Raw genomic sequence first — 17,064 nt, forward strand, 5'->3', positions numbered from 1 at the left:
TGCACTGCAACAATTTCCACTTCTTTCATGTCTGTTGCTCGAAACAGCCTTCCGACAATCCTTCCCGGGAACCCTCCCCAGTTCCCACGAACACGCGACATCCATCCCCTGGAGGGAGGAAGCGCAGATGCCGATCCAGAGACGAATCGGACCTCGTTCGGGCACGGTCTGGGTGGACCTGTTCGGTGAAACCTCCGAGTACGCAGACGAAGCGAGCGCCCACCTGTTGAGAAGGTGGGCGAGCGGGTATCTCACCGAACCCAACCCCGACCTCGGCCGCAGCGGGCCCGTGTGCCCGTTCGTTCGCCCGTCGATCGGCAAGCAGCTCTTCGGAGCTGCATTCGTCCACGGATCCGGAATCGACGCCGGGGCACTCGGCACGATCGTGGAGGACCAGTTCGACCTGTACACGACGCTCTCACGCGAGGACGATCGCGACCGGAGCCTGAAGACGCTCGTGACCGTACTGCCCGACCTCACCGGCTTCGAGGTGATCGACGTCGTCCACACGGAATTCAAGTCGCGGTTCGTCGAACACGGTTTCATGCTCGGCCAGTTCTACCCGGGCTGCACCCAGCCGGGTCTGTGGAATCACGACTTCCATCCACTCGACGCCCCGTTGCCGATGCTGGTCGCCCGCCACATGATGACGACCGATTTCCCGTTTCTCGTTGGTCGCCAGGAATGGCTGTGCGCCTACTTCAAGAAGTTCGCCCCGGCACTGCCGTCGACACTCCGCCTCACCATCGCGAAACGGATGAAGTACGACGGCGATGCGGTGGACGCGATCACCGCCCATCATGAGCTGACGGGGAACGAGCCGGGCCGATAGGCTGTACGCGTCCCTGTCCCACATTCCGGTCGTCAAGCTTCAGGTCTTGATTATCGACAATCAAGCCCTCACACTTGACGCATGTTCGTCTTGACGGTCGACCAGCGGAGCAGCCGCCGAGACATCGACCGCGTGGCGGAGCTCCTCACCGAACTGCAGGATGTTCCGCTGGTACGGCCCTTCGATCGCACCGCGGGCGACGAGTTCCAGGCCGTCGCGGACGATCCCGCCCTCGTCGTCGATCTCGTCCTCGACCTCCTCCGGAGGGAACGCTGGAGTATCGGGGTGGGAATCGGCCCGGTGGAGACCCCGCTCCCCGAACAGACACGCGCCGGCCGCGGACCCGCCTTCGAACACGCCCGCACCGCCGTCGAACGCGCCAAGAACGCCCCTGGGCAGGTCGCGGCCGAAGGCGACGACACCGAGGCCACCGCCGACGTCGACGCCGCGCTCACCCTGCTCGCCACCGTCGTCCTGCGCCGCACAGACCAGGGGCACGAGGCGGTCGACCTCGCTCGTCAGGGCCTGTCGCAGGCGCGGATCGCCGAGCGTCTCGGCATCAGCAAACAAGCGGTGTCCCAGCGCCTCGCCACCGCCGGGTGGCAGGCCGAACTGGCCGGACGCGAACTCGTGCGGCGACTCCTGGAAAGGGCCGACCGTTGACCGTCCTCTCACTGGCGTGCCTGGCCGTGGCTGCTCTCGCACCCGCACTCGCGCTGCGCCCGAGCATGCCGGTGTGGCCGGCCGCCTCGTTGAGCATTGCGGGTCTCGCCGGTTCAGCCCTCGCCGCCACCGCGACCACACCGGTTCAGGGAGTCGCGCTCGCGGCCACGCTGATTCTCACCGCCACGGCGGCGATCACCGGGGGCGGACCCGCGGTCCTCGTGGCGTTCCGGATCGCGCGGCGGCAACCCGATGCCGGTCCCGAGCCCACCCCTCCCCCGGGCCCGCTCCGCGGCGGACGCGTCATCGGCGTGCTCGAACGCGGAGCGGTCACCGCCTCGATCCTCGCCGGATGGCCTGAAGGGATCGCCGTCATCATGGCGGTGAAGGGTCTCGCCCGTTATCCCGAACTACGCGAGCCGAACGCCTCCGAACAGTTCATCATCGGCACGTCCACCTCGGTGCTATGGGCGGTCGCGGTGTGCGGAGTCGGGCAGGCGCTGATCACCTGACGCCGGGATCTCCACCGTCAGGTCTTCTTCAGCGCACTCCCCTTGTGCATCGCGACGTGATCGGTCTTGTCGCTCCGGATCTCGTACTGCGGCTCGTCCTCGCTGCACCGCCGCGTGCGCCCCTTGAACTCCACGTCCTCCGTGTGCTTCGCGATGATCACGCCCTCGACGTATCCGGCTTCGGAGTTCCATCGGACGTGGTCACCGACGGAGAAGTGGGTCGCCATGTCGTCGTCCTCCCGATCGGCTCGCTTCCTGTGGCAGTCGGATAGCCGTCTCCCATCGGTCCTACACCCCAGGACGATCAGTCCGTCCGATGCTCCGCGGGATCCGCGGACCCCTCGGCGACGGCACGGAAACGTTCGAGGTCCTCCGGACGGAACTCGGGCCGGGCGACCACCGCGTCGACGAGCAGACGCAACTGGTGCTGCAAGGCCGGCACCGACCCGGTGCGCCCCTGCTCGGAGAGATGATCGATGAGCATGCGCAGCACCCGGGCGAGCGCCGTGGCCACGTGCAGCTGCGCCGAGCCGGCCTGCCGGATCTGTTCGAAGGCGTGCTCGATGTACTCGTCGGGCGACAGGATCCACGGACGCAGCAGAATCCGGCCGTCCGCACCCCCGATCGCCGGCACCGGACTGTCGGTGACCAGCAGGGTGCGCAGCAGACTGCCGAGCCGGAGCACCACCTCGGTGGCGGTCGTCGGGTCGTTGATCGCCTGGCTCAGTGCGCGCAGCGCGATGTCGACGAGTTGCCGCAGCGCGAAGTCCACGTCCTGTTGCATGGTGCGCGTATTCGAGATCTCCACGGCCGCCTCGAGCCGCCGCAGGACCACCGCCCGTTCCGGCTTCGGATGGATCCGCAGCAGCGGTTCCCCGCAGTGAATGTACGCGCCGGGACGCGTCTCCATCCGCACGACCGAACCCGGCGGTACCACGGCGAGAACGAGCTCGGCCGGCGCCTGGGTCACCCAGCCGTCGCGCCGGGCGTACACCGTCGCCCCCTCGGTGAAATCCGGCTCCGGCACCCGGTCGACGTGGATCTCGCCGCGCGAACTCCGGCTCGTGTTCGAGATGACCTTCTCGGCCTCCGAGGCGATGCTGCGCACCACCTCCCCGACCTGCAGACCGTGGGCCAGCCGGTTGAGATAGGCGATGATGAGCACCACGGTCGACACCGCGAGGACCACAGCGAGGGTGGTCGACAGTGTCGGGGCAGGTGCGGCGTCGTCCGCGCCGATGTGGCGCAGTGTCAGCACGCAGTAGACGAAGGTCGCCACCAGCACCCCGATCACCGTCTGGCTGGCCCGATCCCGGATGAAGGACCGCATCACCCGCGGCGAGAACTGGCTGCTCGCCAACTGCAGGCTCACGACGGTCAACGAGAAGACGACACCGGCGGTGGTGATCGTGGCACCCGCCACGGTGCTCAGCAGCCAGATCGCGGCGTTGCTGTTCATCTTCATGCCCCACGCGAAGGGGCCGAAGGCCCGATCGATGTAGCCGCTCACCTCCGCGAGCACGGCTCCGACGACGACGACCAGCGCGGGCAGCGCGAACAGACTCTCCCGGAATCGGTATACGCCCGCGGCGATCCGCAACTGCATCCACGGTCTCGGCAGAGCACTCATGTCGACCATGTCGACCAAGCTAACCATCCGGTCTCCGCACCGCGGGCACTCGCAGCGAACTGTGGGCACGCGCACCGGATGTCCCCTGCGGCGCGGTCACGACGAGTCCATGAGATACTCGACGGACAATTGAACAGCCACCGAACCGCGGCGGGAGAGTCCCGCACACAGCGGGCGCCGAAGGAGCAACCTCCCCGGGAATCTCTCAGGCCCCCAGACCGCCGCGGCGAGGCTCCTCTGGAAAGCAACTCTTCCGGGTTCACCGAAGGTGTAAGCGGCTCCGTCCGCGAAAGCTCTCAGGTCCGATGACAGAGCGGGGAACGACAACACCCGCTGGTGCTCGTTTCGTGCACCCTGGACCCGAGGTAGACGTGTGACCGTTTCCCTGGGCGCGCCCCTGCGCGCCGATGATGCCCTGGGCGCGCCTTCGCGAGCCGATCATGCCCTGGGCGCGCCTTCGCGAGCCGATCATGCGCTGCTCGAGCAGCGCGCCGAAATTGCACCGACCGAGTCGCGTGGCACTGTTCTCCCTTCCTCCCCCGCCCCGAAGTCGCCGCCGCGTACGAACCGGCGACTCGGGATCGCCGCGATCGTGCTGTCCGCGACCGCGATGGGCGCCGCAGGATTGTTCGGCCGCAAGGCCACTCCCGAAGGCGCGGTGCTCGGTGAAGCACTGACGCTCGGGCGGATGGCGGTCGGAGCGATCGGCATGCTCGTCCTGATCGCGCTGTCCCGCCGCCTCGGACAGTTGCGCCGGACCCGCCTGTCCTGGTCGGTCGTCGGTGGCGGTGTGCTCCTCGGACTGTCCCTCGCGACCTATCTGTCCGCCACGGTGTTGACCGACCTGTCCCGTGCCGTGGTTCTCCATTACCTCGGCCCCGTCGTCGCGACGGCCCTCGCCCGGGTGTTCCTGAAGGAGAGGGTCGGTCGCCTCGACGCCCTGTCGATCGGCACGGCGTTCGCCGGCATGTTGCTCGCCGCCGGCCTGGTGGGCGGTGAATCGTCCGGGGGCGAGCACGAGACGCTGGGTACCGTGCTGGGCGCTGCCTCGGGAGTCTTCTACGGCGGGGCCCTGCTGTGCTACCGCTATCGCACCGACATGCCGTCCGACGTCCGGTCCCTGTGGAACTTCGTCTTCGGCGCCGTCGCGGCAGGTGGGATGGTCGCGGTGACTCGACCCGACCTGTCGGGGATGACCGCGACGCACTGGTTGTGGGCCGGTGGGTTCTTCGTCGTCTGTGGTCTGTTCGCGCTGGGGCTGCTCGTCGTCGCAGGCAAGCACCTCCGCGCCGCGGAACTGTCCGGCCTGTCCTACCTCGAAGTCGTGGTCGCGCTGATGATCGGCATGGTCGCCTTCGGAGAGTCCGTGACCGTGCTCGCCGCCGCGGGCGCCGGTCTCATCGTGGTGGCGATGGCACTGCCGATGCTCGGCCGCCGGTGACACTGCCGATGCTCGGCCGCCGATGACGAGTGGGAGGGCGCGCCGGTCGGCGCGCCCTCCCACTGAACCGGTTTCCGTTACTGCTGTTGCGGCGGCTCGGCCGGCTGCTCGGATGCGTCGTTCGTCATCCAGCGCTGCGCCGGCGGCGTTGCGGGCAACGCCGACTGTCCTTCACCGGCACCCCCCTGCGTCCCCTCCGTGGCGAGACCCGTCCGCACTGCGGGGTCGACCGGCTTGCGCGCGACCGCCTCGGCTTCGGCGACGGCCTGGGCCACCTCGGGGTCGCGCTTGGTCGCGAACCAATCCTCGACCTCGGCACTGTCGTCCTCGGGCCGTTGCAGTTCCTCGTCGACAGGACTCGGCTCGAAGCGGAAGACGCCGTCCTCGCCGGGCGCGCCGAGCGTCCGCGCGAATCCTTCGAGCGCCTTGCCGAAGTCGCTCGGCACCACCCACATCTTGTTCGCATCGCCCTGGGCCATCTGCGGCAGGGTCTGCAGGTACTGGTAGGCGAGCAGCTCCGGAGTGGGCTTGCCGGCCTTGATCGCGGCGAAGACCTTCTCGATGGACTTCGCCTCGCCCTGGGCCTCGAGGTAGCGCGCCGCGCGATCACCCTGCGCGCGCAGGATCCGCGACTGCCGGTCGGCCTCGGCTTCGAGGATCGCGGCCTGCTTCGCACCCTCGGCGGAGAGGATGCGCGACTGCTTGTCGCCCTCGGCGGTCTTGATCGCGGATTCACGGTGACCCTCGGCCGTGAGGATCATCGCGCGCTTCTCGCGGTCGGCCTTCATCTGCTTCTCCATCGATTCCTGGATCGACGGCGGCGGATCGATGCTCTTGAGTTCGACCCGGGCGACACGCAGGCCCCATCGGCCGGTCGCTTCGTCGAGCACACCGCGGAGCTGACCGTTGATGGAGTCGCGGGAGGTGAGCGTCTCCTCGAGGGTCATTCCGCCGACGACGTTGCGGAGCGTGGTGACGGTGAGCTGCTCGACCGCGGCGATGTAGTTGCTGATCTCGTAGACCGCCGCCTGCGGGTTCGTCACCTGGAAGTACACGACCGTGTCGATGCTCAGCGTCAGGTTGTCCTGGGTGATGACCGGCTGCGGCGGGAACGAGACGACACGTTCGCGTAGATCGACCTTCGCGCGGATGCGGTCGACGAAGGGCACCAGGAAGGTGAGCTGACCCGACGCCGTCCGGTAGTACCGGCCGAGACGTTCGATGACCGCGGCCTCCGCTTGCGGTACCAGCGATACCGATTTGGCCACGACCACCACGACCAGTGCCACCACTACGGCGAGCACGATCAGAGCTTCCATCCTCAGACACCCCTCCACACGACGGCAGTCGCGCCGTCTATCTGCATCACTGTCACTGTCGTTCCCGGCCCGTACACCTCGGTGGCGTCCAGCGGCCTGGCGGTCCACACCTCACCGTCGATCTTCACGCGCCCGGAATGCTCCCCCACCTGCTCGAGGACCAACGCGTGCTTGCCCGGGAGAGCGTCGATCCCGGTGGGCAGAGCGGGCGGCTGGGAGTACCGGCGCCTCAGCATCGGCCGGACACCGAGCAGCAGAACCAGCGAGGCCACGGCGAAAATCACCGCGTCGATCCAGACGGGCAGATCGGTCACCGCGGAGACACCGCCGGTGACGAGCGCTGCACCGCCGAGCATCAGCAGCGCGAAATCGCCCGTGAGCGCTTCGCCGGCCGCCAACGCCACTCCGGCGATCAACCAAATCAATGCGGCCACGATCACCATCGAACCACAAATCGGACATCCTGGCAGATGCCCTGGTGGAGGAAGCGGTCTTGGTCCCTCGTCCTCGAGGCTGCTTTCCGCAGGGAAAATCTCAGGTCGGTAATTCTATATTCTTCGGCTTTCCGTCCCGACCGGAATGTCACCCCGGCTTCATAAGTGGAGGCAATCGAAACGCATCCTTTTGCCGTTGTGAAATCGGTGATACCGTCCCCGAACTACCGGCATCACCCCCGCGCGTTCGCTCCTCGTGGGAGCTCGATCAGCTCGTCACGCGGTTCCACGCGGCCATCGACGACATCGAGGACCCGTACGAGCGCGCCGTCGAATGGATCGTCGAAGCGGTCCGCACCGTTCGCTACCACCCGGTCGCACGACGATTCGTCGACAACGAAGCCGCCCTCCCCCTCCACCGACAGCTGATGTCCGCATCCGTTCCCCAGGCTTCGCACCCGAGGAGTCCGGCAATGGAAGTCACTCCCGCACAGCGCGTTCGCGCAAACATCGAGGACGATGTACCCGTCGCCGACCGCACCTTCGTCCGGTCGCCGGCAGACCGCCGCATCCGGCCGATGTTCCTGTTCCGGGCGCTGTCGCTCCAGGGCACCCACCCCACCGTCATGGTTGCGCTCGGTCAGCCCTCGTCGGGTTCGGTGACGAAGTCGACGAGGCGCTCCACGGCGCCGATGAGGTGCGATTCGAGGTCGCGGAAGGAGTTCACGGCGTTGTAGACGCGCCGCCAGCCGTCCTGCGGCGTGCCCCAGCCGAGTTCACGGCAGACGCCGGTCTTCCAGTCCTGTCCGCGCGGAATGGAGGGCCAGGCGTCGATGCCCACGGCCTTCGGTTTCACGGCCTGCCACACGTCGATGTAGGGATGGCCGGTGACCATCACGTGCGGACCTAGATTCGCGGTGAGATGCTCCTCCTTGGACCCGGTGACGAGGTGGTCGGCGAGCACACCGACGCGTCGGCCCGAGCCGGGTTCGAACTCGGCCAGCCTGGCGCCGAGATTGTCGAGGCCCTCGAGTTGTTCGACGACCACGCCTTCGACCCGCAGGTCGTGCCCCCACACCCGTTCGACGAGGGCGGCGTCGTGCACGCCCTCCACCCAGATCCGGCTTCCCCGCGCCACGCGAGCGCGCAAACCCTCCACCCGGGTGGATCCCGAGGCGGATCTCGTCGGTGCGGAGGCGGGACGGATCTTCGGTTTGACGAGGGTGACGGGTGCTCCGTCGACCAGGAAGGCCGCGGGGCGCATCGCGAACAGACGGGTGCGTCCCTGCGCGTCCTCGAGCCGCACGAAGTCGCCGTCGTGGGTCTTCTCGATTCCCACGATCGCGCCGCACCAGCCGGATGCGGCGTCCTCGACGACGACGCCGCGCTCCGCTGCGAGTTCGGGAACGGCCTTCTTCTTGGTGCGGGCGTGACCGGCGTAGATGTCGCCGCCGTAGATATCGCGTGGGCTCACGCCAGTCCACCCTAGGACATTGCGCGGGACCGCTCGCGCTGCCACGCCGGACCGCCGTGCGCGGTCGCCGTATGCTTTCGGGGTGAGTTCTCCGAGCCTGACGCTGACCGTGTGGGCGGGGTCGTGGCTGTCCGGTCACGCCTCCCCCGACGATGTGATCGATGCGCTGCACGAGTGGGCGCCGATGCATCTCGTGGGTGCCCACGATGCGGCGACGGCCTCCGCGGCGGATCTGCCCGACAAGGGTGTCGCCGACGGTGCCGCCCTGCTGCTCACCCTGATCCGCCGCGTCGATTCCGCCGCCGGCGCCGGTCTGCATCTCGTCCTTCCCGCCCCGGGCGACGTCCGCGCGTTGCCTGCCGGTACGGCGTTCGCCTCCGCGGCGCTGGCTGCCGGTGAAGGCGTCGTCGTGGGAGCGCCCGGAACCCCGGGGCTGGGTCTGGTACCCGTGATCGAGGGTCCGGACGTCCTACGGTGGAACGTCTTCACGCTGCCGGCGGTACCCGAGATCGCGGTCGACGGTGGTCTCGGTGCGGCCGAGTTCGCGATCCGCGAGGCGGTTCGTGATGCCGCCTCCGCGTTGAGCGGAATCCCGACGGTGGGCACCGACGGGCGCCGCACCGATCCGCGGACGGAGATCGCCGAGAAGGTCGCCGAACTCGCGCGGCACCGCTATCCCCCGTCACTGCCCGCACGTGCCGTGCGCGTCCTCGACACCGCAGACCAGGTCGCGGCGATCCTCAGCGTGGCCGGTCGCGGAGGGGGTCTGCGGGCCGGTTCGGTGTCCGCCGCCACCGGCCGCGAGGGCGCGCTGCAGCCGCTGTGGGCCGCGGTCCGCGAGGCCCGCACCGGTGCGGTCGCGGCGGCTCTGCGGGCCGAGCACCATCACTGACCGCGGCCGACAGTGCGCGTCGACTCCAGTGCGCGTCAACTCCGTTGCGCGGTGACCAACAGGTACTCCCAATTCATCGCTCCCCCACCGAGATCGTGACGTTGGGCGAGTTCGAGCAGGTCGAGATCGAGAGCCGCGACCCGATCGTGGTCGTCCGCGATGTTGCGGTACACCGCGATGGTGGGGCCGTAGGCGGACTTGAAGAACTCGCGGAAGTCCTCCCCGGTCGCGAAGCGTTCGACGCGCAGGTTCTCGGTGCGTGCCTGCAGGTCGGTGACACGGTCGCCGATCAGCTCGCGCACGTGCACCTCGTCGCCCCACAGCGGCGGCGGCTGTGCACCCGGCGGGGGCGGTGGCGCATACGGTTTCATCGTCGCGAACATCTGCCCGATGAAGCCGGTGGGGGTCCAGCCCAGTAGCCCGATACGTCCGCCCGGGCGGGTCACCCGGAGCAGTTCGTCGGCCGCGGCCCGGTGGTGGGGCGCGAACATCACTCCCACGCAAGAGATCACGGCATCGAAGCTCGCATCGTCGAACGGGAGCGCTTCGGCATCGGCTTCCTGCCAGTCGAGCGTCGCACCTGCCGCTTCGGCGTCACGGCGGCCGACCTCGAACAGTTCCGGGGTCAGGTCGGTCGCGAGCACCGTCGCACCGGTGAGCGCGGCGGGGATCGACGCATTGCCCGATCCGGCGGCGATGTCCAGGACACGGTCGCCCGGACCGATTCCGGTCGCGGCCACGAGAGCGGGGCCGAGTTCGGCGATGACCTCGGTCGCCACCGCTGGATAGTTGCCGAGTGCCCACATCGCCCGGTGCTTGGCCTTCAGGGCGAGATCGGCGTCGTGTGTCGTGGAGATGTCGGTCATCAGAGGATTCCTCCTGTCGAGGGACCCGGCTTCGGCACCGTCTCGGAAGCGGCCCGGGTCACAAATCGACTGTAGGAACGCGGACGCGGTGTCCTCCAGTACACAATCTGTACTGCACCGCCGCTCATCCGTGCTGGTCGCGGCGGTCCGACCGGCCTACGATCCGATCATGGGCCCGCCCTACCACCAGTTCTGTCCCGTCGCCAAGGCGATGGAGTTGTTCGACGAGAGGTGGACGCTGCTCGTGGTGCGCGAACTCGTGCTCGGCAGCGAACGGTTCAACGACCTCCGACGCGGCCTGCCCCGCATGTCGCCGACGCTGTTGTCGAAGCGGATGCACCAGCTCACAGCGGCGGGCATCGTGCAGCGCCTCGAGGACGGAAACGACGTCCGATACGTGCTCACCCCGGCGGGACGCGATCTCGAGACCGTCGTCGACGCACTCGGTGCGTGGGGCACGCGGTGGACCGGGAAACTCGGCGAGGTCGACCTCGATCCGCGACTGCTGATGTGGGACATGCACCGGCACGTCGACCATGCGGCCCTGCCGGAATCCCGGGTGGTCGTGGAGTTCGTCTTCCCGACGGTCACTCACGCGTCGCGCCGGTGGTGGATGGTCATCACGCCGCACGACGTCGACGTGTGCGACGAGGACCCGGGATTCGAGGTCTCGATCCGGGTGACGACGGGACTGCGGGAGCTGACCGAGATCTGGCGTGGCGAAGCGACCTGGCCGGACGCGTTGCGCTCGGGCGCCGTAGTCGTCGACGGTCCGAGCGCCCTGCGCCGATCGCTGCCCCGCTGGTTCGACTCCCCTCTGGCCTCACCGGCCGGGCACTCCGCCCGGTGAGGCTCGGAGGCATCTATCCGTTCGCGGCGGGCCGGGACGGGCGTTTCGGCGGCTCACAGCACCCGACGGCGCACAGGCTCCCGTTGCACGCGGACCCGAGCAGCGGTTCGGTGCCGCAGCGACGGGCGGTGACCCCCTCCCGCTGTTCCTCGACGAGCTCGCGGACGAGTTGCGCGAAGCGCGGGTCGGTTCCGGCCGTCGCCGCACGAGAGAAGCCCATGCCCAGCTCAGCGGCCCGATCGCGAGCCTCGGTATCGAGATCCCACACGACCTCGAGATGATCGGAGACGAACCCGACCGGCACGACCACGACGGCTCGGACTCCCCGTTCGTGCAGCGCATCGATGTGGTCGACGATGTCGGGTTCGAGCCACGGCACCTGCGGCGGACCGGACCGCGACTGCCACACCAGGTCGTAGTCGCCCTCGCCGAGCGCCTCGGCCACCAACCGCGCCGCTTCGGCGACCTGCCGGCTGTAGAGACGGCCTCCCTCCTCCGGCGGACCACCGGTCGCGTCGAAGGAGGTCGGAACGGAGTGCGCGGTGAACACCACGCGCGCGGAATCGCGCACGTCGTCGGCGAGTTCGACGCGGGCCGCGCGCACGGCGTCGGTGACGGCATCGAGGAACAGCGGGTGGTCGTAGAAGTGCCGCAGCTTCGTCAGCTGCGGGGCGTCCTCGACGGCGTCCCGCGCCCGCGCGATGTCCTCGTGGTACTGCCGGCAACCCGAGTAGCCGCCCCAGGCGGAGGTCGCGAACACCAGGGCGTTACGGATCCCTTCGTCGCGCATCCGCGCGACGGTGTCCTCGACCATGGGATGCCAGTTGCGGTTGCCGAAATAGATCGGCAGATCGATACCGTGCACGTCGAACTCGGCGCGGACGGCATCGATGATCGCCCGGTTCAAGGCGTTGATCGGCGAGACACCCCCGAAGTGCAGATAGTGCTGCGCGACCTCGTCGAGTCGTTCCGGCGGGATCCCTCGTCCGCGGGTGACGTTCTCGAGGAACGGCCGCACGTCGTCGGGTCCTTCCGGTCCGCCGAACGACAGCAGCATCAGCGCGTCGTACGCCCCGGGGGTGTTCGTCATGGGAGTGCCTTCCGTCGTACGGTCAGCTGCCGAAGCCGACCTGGGAGTGGAAACCACCGTCGACGTAGACGATGGATCCCGTTGTCCCGGGTAGCCAGTCGGACAGCACCGCACACACGGTCTTCGCCACGGGCGTCGGATCGTCGACGTCCCAGCCGATCGGGGACGCCGCCGACCACCCCTCGTTCAGACGGTTCATCTCCGCGCCCGGGCCGGTCGCGTCGCCCGCGATGGCCTTGGCCGCGAGCGTCTTGATCGGGCCGGCGGCGACGAGGTTCGAACGGATACCGCGCGGGCCGACTTCCTTGGCCACGTAGCGGTTCACCGACTCGAGCGTCGCCTTGGAGACACCCATCCAGTTGTAGAACGGCACGGCCCGGGACGGGTCGAAGTCCATTCCGACGATCGAACCGCCCTCGTTCATGACGGGTAGGACGGCCTTGGCGAGCGCGCCGTAGGAGTAGGCCGACACCTCGAGCGCCACCGCGACGTCCGTCCAGGGCGCGTCGAGGAACGGGCTGCCCAGGCAGGACCGGGGTGCGAAACCGATGGAATGGACGACACCGTCGATCCCCTCCGGTGCGAGTTCGCGGATCTTGTCGGCGAGACCGTCGAGATCCTCCTGGTTCTGCACGTCGAGGCAGATCGCCGGCGGCACCGGCTGCGGGAGACGCTGCGCGATCCGGTCGATCAACCGGAGTCGCTCGAAGCCGGTGATGATCACCTTCGCGCCCTGTTCCTGCGCGGCCTTCGCGGTGTGAAAGGCGATCGAGGCATCGGTGATGATGCCGGTGACGAGAATGGTCTTGCCCTCGAGCAGTCCGCCCATGAGTGTGTCGGTCCTCCAGTGAGATTCGGATGTGGTCGCGAGACCGTCAGTGGCCCATGCCCATGCCGCCGTCGACCGGGATCACGGCGCCGGAGACGTAGGCGGAGTCGTCGGAGGCCAGGAAGCTGACGACGGCTGCGACGTCCTCGGGCTTGCCGAGTCGCTGCAGCGGGATGAACTTCTTCGCCGTGTCGCGCAGGTCGTCTGACAGATCCGCAGTCATGTCGGTCTCGATGAAACCGGGAGCGACGACGTTGGCCGTGATCGATCGCGAACCGAGTTCGCGGGTGACCGAACGGGCGAGCCCGATGACACCGGCCTTCGAGGACGCGTAGTTGATCTGACCGGCCTGACCGGCGAGGCCGACCACGGAGCCGAGGAAGATCATGCGGCCCCAACGGGCACGGAGCATCGCACGGTTGGCGCGCTTGGCGCACCGGAAGGCGCCGGTGAGGTTCGCGTCGATCACCGAGCTGAACTGGTCCTCGGTCATGCGCATCAGCAGGGTGTCGTCGGTGATGCCCGCATTCGCGACGAGCACCTCGACGGGACCCTGATGCTCCTCGACCTCCTTGAACGCGGCGTCGACCGAGTCGGCGTCGGTGACGTCGCACCGCACACCGAACAGGTCGTCGGGCGCGCCCGAACCGCGGTGGGTCACGGCGACCCTGTGGCCGTCCGCCTGCAGGCGACGGGCGACGGCGAGGCCGATCCCGCGGTTTCCACCGGTGACGAGGACGGATCGGGGGGTGGCACCCGCGCGCGTGGACGCTGCGGCACTATCTGCGTCAGTCATGCATTCCAACCTATCTGGTGGCCTGGCCGGGACGGAAAACGCTCCGTGAGCGTGCACAAGGTGGATCAGGGCAGCCGCTGGCGCAACACCATCGCCGCGCCGAGCCCTGCGATCACCGAGAGCGCTCCGAGCATGAGCCACGGACGGCTGGCGTCGCCGCGGGTCGTCTCGAAGCCGATCTGCTCCTCGAGCGTGTTGTAGGCGTCCTCGAGTTCTTCGAGGCTTGCCGCCGTGAAGAAGCTCCCCCCCGAGAGATTCGCGATCTCCTTGAGCGACGGATCGTCGACGGGCACGGGGATCCGATCATCCTCGATGGTGACGGTGCCCGTCTGGGTGCCGAACGAGATGGTCGAGACCGGGATTCCCTTCTCCGCCGCCTGCCGCGCCGCGGTGAAGCCCCCGCGGGGATCGTCGGGACTCTCGGGGACGGTCTGTTTGCCGTCGGACAGCAGCACGATCCGCGCGGGCGGCGCCTGGTCGCTGCCGCCGAGCACGGCGGCGAGCGTGTCGATCGACTGCATCGCCGTGAAGATCGCCTCGCCGGTCGCAGTGCGCTCGCTGAGCTGCAGGTTGTCGATCGCGGACTTGCTCGCCTCCCGGTTGGTGGTCGGCGAGACCAGGACCGAGGCGGTACCCGAGAACGCGACGAGACCGAGGTTGATGCCGGGCGTCAGGTCGTCGGCGAACTGCTTGGCCGCCTCCTGTGCGGCGGCGAGTCGTGTGGGCGCGACGTCCGTGGCCTCCATCGACAACGACACGTCGATGACAAGCACGACCGTGGCCCGGTTGCGCGGCACCCGCTGTTCGGCGGTCGGGCCGGCGAGCGCCACGGTGAGGAAGACGAGCCCGACGAGCAACAGTGCGACGGGAATGTGCCGAGCACGTCCCGGGCGGGCGGGCGCGACCTTCTCGAGCAGCTCGAGATTGGTGAAGCGCAGCGTGTTCGTCTGGCGCCGGCGCTGGACCAGCACGTATGCGCCGCCGAGGGCGGCGACGACGAACAACAGCAGCAGCCACCACGGTGAAGTGAAACCGGACAGGCTCATCGTCCCCCCTGCCGTGCGGGTGCGCCGAAGCTGTGCCGCCGGGCCGCGACGAATCGGACGACATCGCCGATCCAGTCGCGGTCGGTGCGCAACGTCAGCACCGGTGCACCTGAACTGCGCAGCGCCTGGTGCACGGCCGCGCGATGCTCGACGGCGGCCTGCGCATAGTCGGCCCGCAGTTCGGGAGTAGTCGTGAATTCACGGGTGCGGCCCGTTTCCGGGTCGTGCAGCACCACGTCGCCCAGATCGGGCAGTTCGAGGTCGCGGCGATCGACGATCTCGACAGCGAGCAGTTCGTGCCGGCCGGACAGTGCCCGCAGGGAGCGCTCCCAGTCGAGAGGGCCGAGGAAATCGCTCACCACGACCGCCAGACCGCGGCGGCGCTGGGGACGTCGCAGCGACTCGACGAGCCCCTGGAGATCACCGCGGGTCCCGTCGGGTGCGTGCGGGGTTGTCGCGACGGTACGCAACAACGATTGGGCGTGCAGCCGCCCACCACGCGCGGGGACGCGGGCCGTCTCGTTGCCGGTGGAGATCACCGCGCCGATCCGATTCCCGCTGCCGGTGGTCAGATGCGCGAGCGCGGCCACCGCTGCGATCGCCAGGTCGCGCTTCTCACACATGCCGGTACCGAAGTCCAGGCTGGCCGAGAGGTCGACCGCGAGCCACGTCTCGAGTTCCCGGTCGGCGACGGTCTGCCGCACGTGCGGGTGCGTCGTGCGCGCGGTGACCGACCAGTCCATCTGCCGCACGTCGTCACCCGGCTGGTACTCGCGGGCGTCCCCCGGCTCGGAACCGGGGCCCGGGATCAGACCGAGATGGTCGCCGTGCAGGACGCCGTCGAGACGGCGCCGCACGGTGAGCTCGAGGGTGCGGAGCGCGGCGGCGAGCGCGGGATCGCGCAATTCACCGGTCCGGAACCGCGGTGGCGACCCGTCGTGAGGACGTGTGCTCACCGCGCGCCCGCACCTCCCTGCGGATCAGGTGCACCGATGGGCGCCTGCTGACCGGCAGTGGCCCGCGGATCGGCAGGCGCCGGGCCGGGGGTCGCGGTCGGCACGGGTGCGTTCGCCTGGGGCGCGACCTGCGGAAGACCCACGGTCTGCAGGATTCGGGTGATGATCTGGTCCGGGGAGACGTCGTCCGCGAGCGCGTCGTAGGACAGCACCAGGCGGTGGCGGAGCACATCGGGGATGACGTCGACGATGTCCTGCGGCACCACGTAGTCGCGACCGCGCACGAGCGCCAGGGCACGCGCCGAGGAGATGATGCCGAGCGTCGCGCGGGGCGAGGCGCCGTAGGCGATCCAGCCCTGCACGTCGTGCAGGCCGAGCTCGGCGGGCCGACGCGTCGCGAAGATGACCCTCACCACGTAGTCGACGAGCGCGTGGTGCACGAACACACGGCCGGCGATCTTCTGCAGGCGCAGGAGCTGCTCGTTGTCGAGCACCTGCTTCGGCTCGGGAGCGGCGACACCCATCCGGTAGACGATCTCGCGTTCCTCCTCCACCGACGGATAGTCGACGAGGACCTTGAACAGGAAACGGTCGCGCTGCGCTTCCGGCAGCGGATAAACGCCCTCGTTCTCGATGGGGTTCTGCGTCGCCATCACGAGGAACGGCTCGGGCATCGGGAAGGTCTTGCCACCGATCGTGACGTGGCGTTCGGCCATCACCTCGAGCAGCGCCGACTGCACCTTCGCCGGGGCGCGGTTGATCTCGTCGGCGAGCACGAAGTTCGCAACGACCGGTCCGAGTTCTGTGTCGAACTCCTCGCGTCCCTGCCGGTAGATGCGGGTACCGACGAGGTCCGTCGGCACGAGGTCGGGAGTGAACTGCACGCGGGAGAACGACCCACCGACGACCTTCGCGAAGGTCTCGACGGCCAGCGTCTTCGCGACACCGGGAACGCCTTCGAGCAGCACGTGCCCGCGCGCGAGCACACCGACCAGCATCCGCTCGACCAGCAGGTCCTGGCCGACGATCACGCGCTTGACCTCGTAGATGGCCCGTTCGAGGAGACGGACGTCGTCGGCGGGGTCGTACGCCTTCGCAGGAGCGTCGCCGGGTTTCCGCATGTTCGCGCCGGACACCTGCGGAGCCGGACCGTTCGCACCGGCCGCCTTCGGCGCCGGCGCGGCACCCGCCGCAGCCTGGTTGTTCTTGCGTCCGTCGTTACCGCCCTGGTCGCCCGGCGTCGCCGAACCGGACGTCCCACCCTCGCGTGAGGTCACCAACAATCCACCGCTTTCGCCTACGTCGCTCCGCTGGAAACACCTGCTGCACCACTATTGCAGGTGCCGGCTCGGTGTGTCGTCGCCCCTGCACCGACCGGGAGACGGCACCCGGAAACGACCGGATGGCGCCCGCCCTCGGTGGTACGAGGGCCGC

At 68.8% G+C, this 17,064-nt stretch carries 18 protein-coding genes and 1 riboswitch; of the genes, 6 read left to right on the forward strand and 12 right to left on the reverse strand.

What is annotated here, in order from left to right:
• Positions 1–127 precede the first annotated feature (127 nt).
• The 3 genes from NVV99_RS01780 to NVV99_RS01790 all read left to right on the forward strand — a co-directional run bounded on the left by NVV99_RS01780 (position 128) and on the right by NVV99_RS01790 (position 2,007).
• Positions 128–832, forward strand: a complete 705-nt coding sequence (locus NVV99_RS01780; protein ID WP_006551533.1) for a DUF6875 domain-containing protein — start codon at positions 128–130, stop codon at positions 830–832.
• An 81-nt stretch (positions 833–913) separates the two neighbouring features.
• A complete protein-coding gene (locus tag NVV99_RS01785; protein WP_024100838.1) occupies positions 914–1,495 on the forward strand; it encodes a SatD family protein in 582 nt (193 codons plus the stop codon).
• The gene (locus NVV99_RS01790) at positions 1,492–2,007 is read left to right on the forward strand and encodes a hypothetical protein (RefSeq protein ID WP_024100837.1); all 516 of its coding nucleotides are present in this window, start codon (positions 1,492–1,494) and stop codon (positions 2,005–2,007) included. Before NVV99_RS01785 ends, NVV99_RS01790 begins: the two co-directional genes overlap by 4 nt.
• 17 nt (positions 2,008–2,024) lie before the next feature.
• On the opposite strand, the gene NVV99_RS01795 is transcribed toward NVV99_RS01790, so the two are convergent.
• Both NVV99_RS01795 and NVV99_RS01800 read right to left on the reverse strand, forming a co-directional pair.
• Positions 2,025–2,234 (reverse strand): DUF2945 domain-containing protein, encoded by a 210-nt coding sequence (locus tag NVV99_RS01795; RefSeq protein WP_006551530.1) that lies wholly within the window; start codon positions 2,232–2,234, stop codon positions 2,025–2,027.
• A gap of 77 nt (positions 2,235–2,311) precedes the next feature.
• Positions 2,312–3,637 carry a DUF2254 domain-containing protein gene (locus NVV99_RS01800; RefSeq protein ID WP_024100836.1) on the reverse strand — a complete coding sequence of 442 codons (1,326 nt, stop codon included), beginning with the start codon at positions 3,635–3,637 and terminating at the stop codon, positions 2,312–2,314.
• A 141-nt stretch (positions 3,638–3,778) separates the two neighbouring features.
• A riboswitch (glycine riboswitch) is annotated at positions 3,779–3,868 on the forward strand.
• A 142-nt stretch (positions 3,869–4,010) separates the two neighbouring features.
• Between NVV99_RS01800 and NVV99_RS01805 the strand changes: the two genes are divergently transcribed.
• The gene (locus NVV99_RS01805; protein ID WP_024100835.1) at positions 4,011–5,078 is read left to right on the forward strand and encodes a DMT family transporter; all 1,068 of its coding nucleotides are present in this window, start codon (positions 4,011–4,013) and stop codon (positions 5,076–5,078) included.
• 77 nt (positions 5,079–5,155) lie between these two features.
• On the opposite strand, the gene NVV99_RS01810 is transcribed toward NVV99_RS01805, so the two are convergent.
• From NVV99_RS01810 to NVV99_RS01820, 3 genes are all read right to left on the reverse strand, one after another.
• Complete coding sequence (locus tag NVV99_RS01810) at positions 5,156–6,397, reverse strand: SPFH domain-containing protein (RefSeq protein WP_024100834.1); 1,242 nt, start codon at positions 6,395–6,397, stop codon at positions 5,156–5,158.
• Positions 6,398–6,399: 2 nt separating this feature from the next.
• A complete protein-coding gene (locus tag NVV99_RS01815; RefSeq protein ID WP_006551526.1) occupies positions 6,400–6,840 on the reverse strand; it encodes an NfeD family protein in 441 nt (146 codons plus the stop codon).
• A gap of 631 nt (positions 6,841–7,471) precedes the next feature.
• Positions 7,472–8,305 carry a DUF3097 domain-containing protein gene (locus NVV99_RS01820; RefSeq protein ID WP_006551524.1) on the reverse strand — a complete coding sequence of 278 codons (834 nt, stop codon included), beginning with the start codon at positions 8,303–8,305 and terminating at the stop codon, positions 7,472–7,474.
• Positions 8,306–8,387: 82 nt separating this feature from the next.
• Between NVV99_RS01820 and NVV99_RS01825 the strand changes: the two genes are divergently transcribed.
• Positions 8,388–9,197 (forward strand): hypothetical protein, encoded by an 810-nt coding sequence (locus NVV99_RS01825; RefSeq protein WP_024100831.1) that lies wholly within the window; start codon positions 8,388–8,390, stop codon positions 9,195–9,197.
• A 35-nt stretch (positions 9,198–9,232) separates the two neighbouring features.
• Here NVV99_RS01825 and NVV99_RS01830 read toward each other — a convergent pair whose 3' ends face one another.
• Positions 9,233–10,063: a class I SAM-dependent methyltransferase gene (locus NVV99_RS01830; RefSeq protein WP_024100830.1), complete on the reverse strand. Its 831-nt coding sequence runs from the start codon at positions 10,061–10,063 to the stop codon at positions 9,233–9,235.
• A 169-nt stretch (positions 10,064–10,232) separates the two neighbouring features.
• On the opposite strand from NVV99_RS01830, the gene NVV99_RS01835 reads away from it, so the two are divergent.
• A complete protein-coding gene (locus NVV99_RS01835; RefSeq protein ID WP_024100829.1) occupies positions 10,233–10,913 on the forward strand; it encodes a helix-turn-helix domain-containing protein in 681 nt (226 codons plus the stop codon).
• Between the two features lie 13 nt (positions 10,914–10,926).
• On the opposite strand, the gene NVV99_RS01840 is transcribed toward NVV99_RS01835, so the two are convergent.
• The 6 genes from NVV99_RS01840 to NVV99_RS01865 form a co-directional block, all read right to left on the reverse strand.
• On the reverse strand, positions 10,927–12,003 hold the full coding sequence (locus NVV99_RS01840; RefSeq protein WP_006551520.1) for a ferrochelatase: 1,077 nt from the start codon (positions 12,001–12,003) through the stop codon (positions 10,927–10,929).
• A gap of 22 nt (positions 12,004–12,025) precedes the next feature.
• Positions 12,026–12,832, reverse strand: coding sequence for an NADH-dependent enoyl-ACP reductase InhA (inhA, locus tag NVV99_RS01845; RefSeq protein ID WP_006551519.1), 807 nt, complete (start codon positions 12,830–12,832; stop codon positions 12,026–12,028).
• 46 nt (positions 12,833–12,878) lie between these two features.
• Positions 12,879–13,628 (reverse strand): 3-oxoacyl-ACP reductase FabG1, encoded by a 750-nt coding sequence (gene fabG1, locus NVV99_RS01850; RefSeq protein ID WP_024100828.1) that lies wholly within the window; start codon positions 13,626–13,628, stop codon positions 12,879–12,881.
• Between the two features lie 65 nt (positions 13,629–13,693).
• Positions 13,694–14,674 (reverse strand): VWA domain-containing protein, encoded by a 981-nt coding sequence (locus tag NVV99_RS01855; RefSeq protein WP_006551517.1) that lies wholly within the window; start codon positions 14,672–14,674, stop codon positions 13,694–13,696.
• Positions 14,671–15,630 carry a DUF58 domain-containing protein gene (locus NVV99_RS01860; protein WP_024100827.1) on the reverse strand — a complete coding sequence of 320 codons (960 nt, stop codon included), beginning with the start codon at positions 15,628–15,630 and terminating at the stop codon, positions 14,671–14,673. The genes NVV99_RS01855 and NVV99_RS01860 overlap by 4 nt, the downstream gene beginning before the upstream one ends.
• Entirely contained in the window at positions 15,627–16,751 is a 1,125-nt protein-coding gene (locus NVV99_RS01865; protein ID WP_051424911.1) for a MoxR family ATPase, read from the reverse strand. Before NVV99_RS01865 ends, NVV99_RS01860 begins: the two co-directional genes overlap by 4 nt.
• Positions 16,752–17,064 lie beyond the last annotated feature (313 nt).

It is taken from the genome of Rhodococcus sp. PAE-6, assembly GCF_025290685.1.
Classification (GTDB): Bacteria; Actinomycetota; Actinomycetes; order Mycobacteriales; family Mycobacteriaceae; genus Rhodococcus; species Rhodococcus pyridinivorans.

Excerpts from the sequence above, each read along its gene's own strand:
- NVV99_RS01810 (WP_024100834.1), bottom strand. The coding sequence starts at position 6,397 with ATGGAAGCTCTGATCGTGCTCGCCGTAGTGGTGGCACTGGTCGTGGTG.
- NVV99_RS01800 (WP_024100836.1), bottom strand. The coding sequence starts at position 3,637 with ATGAGTGCTCTGCCGAGACCGTGGATGCAGTTGCGGATCGCCGCGGGC.
- NVV99_RS01865 (WP_051424911.1), bottom strand. The coding sequence starts at position 16,751 with ATGCGGAAACCCGGCGACGCTCCTGCGAAGGCGTACGACCCCGCCGAC.
- NVV99_RS01815 (WP_006551526.1), bottom strand. The coding sequence starts at position 6,840 with ATGGTGATCGTGGCCGCATTGATTTGGTTGATCGCCGGAGTGGCGTTG.
- NVV99_RS01785 (WP_024100838.1), top strand. The coding sequence starts at position 914 with ATGTTCGTCTTGACGGTCGACCAGCGGAGCAGCCGCCGAGACATCGAC.
- NVV99_RS01840 (WP_006551520.1), bottom strand. The coding sequence starts at position 12,003 with ATGACGAACACCCCCGGGGCGTACGACGCGCTGATGCTGCTGTCGTTC.
- inhA (WP_006551519.1), bottom strand. The coding sequence starts at position 12,832 with ATGGGCGGACTGCTCGAGGGCAAGACCATTCTCGTCACCGGCATCATC.
- fabG1 (WP_024100828.1), bottom strand. The coding sequence starts at position 13,628 with ATGACTGACGCAGATAGTGCCGCAGCGTCCACGCGCGCGGGTGCCACC.
- NVV99_RS01830 (WP_024100830.1), bottom strand. The coding sequence starts at position 10,063 with ATGACCGACATCTCCACGACACACGACGCCGATCTCGCCCTGAAGGCC.
- NVV99_RS01795 (WP_006551530.1), bottom strand. The coding sequence starts at position 2,234 with ATGGCGACCCACTTCTCCGTCGGTGACCACGTCCGATGGAACTCCGAA.
- NVV99_RS01855 (WP_006551517.1), bottom strand. The coding sequence starts at position 14,674 with ATGAGCCTGTCCGGTTTCACTTCACCGTGGTGGCTGCTGCTGTTGTTC.
- NVV99_RS01835 (WP_024100829.1), top strand. The coding sequence starts at position 10,233 with ATGGGCCCGCCCTACCACCAGTTCTGTCCCGTCGCCAAGGCGATGGAG.
- NVV99_RS01780 (WP_006551533.1), top strand. The coding sequence starts at position 128 with ATGCCGATCCAGAGACGAATCGGACCTCGTTCGGGCACGGTCTGGGTG.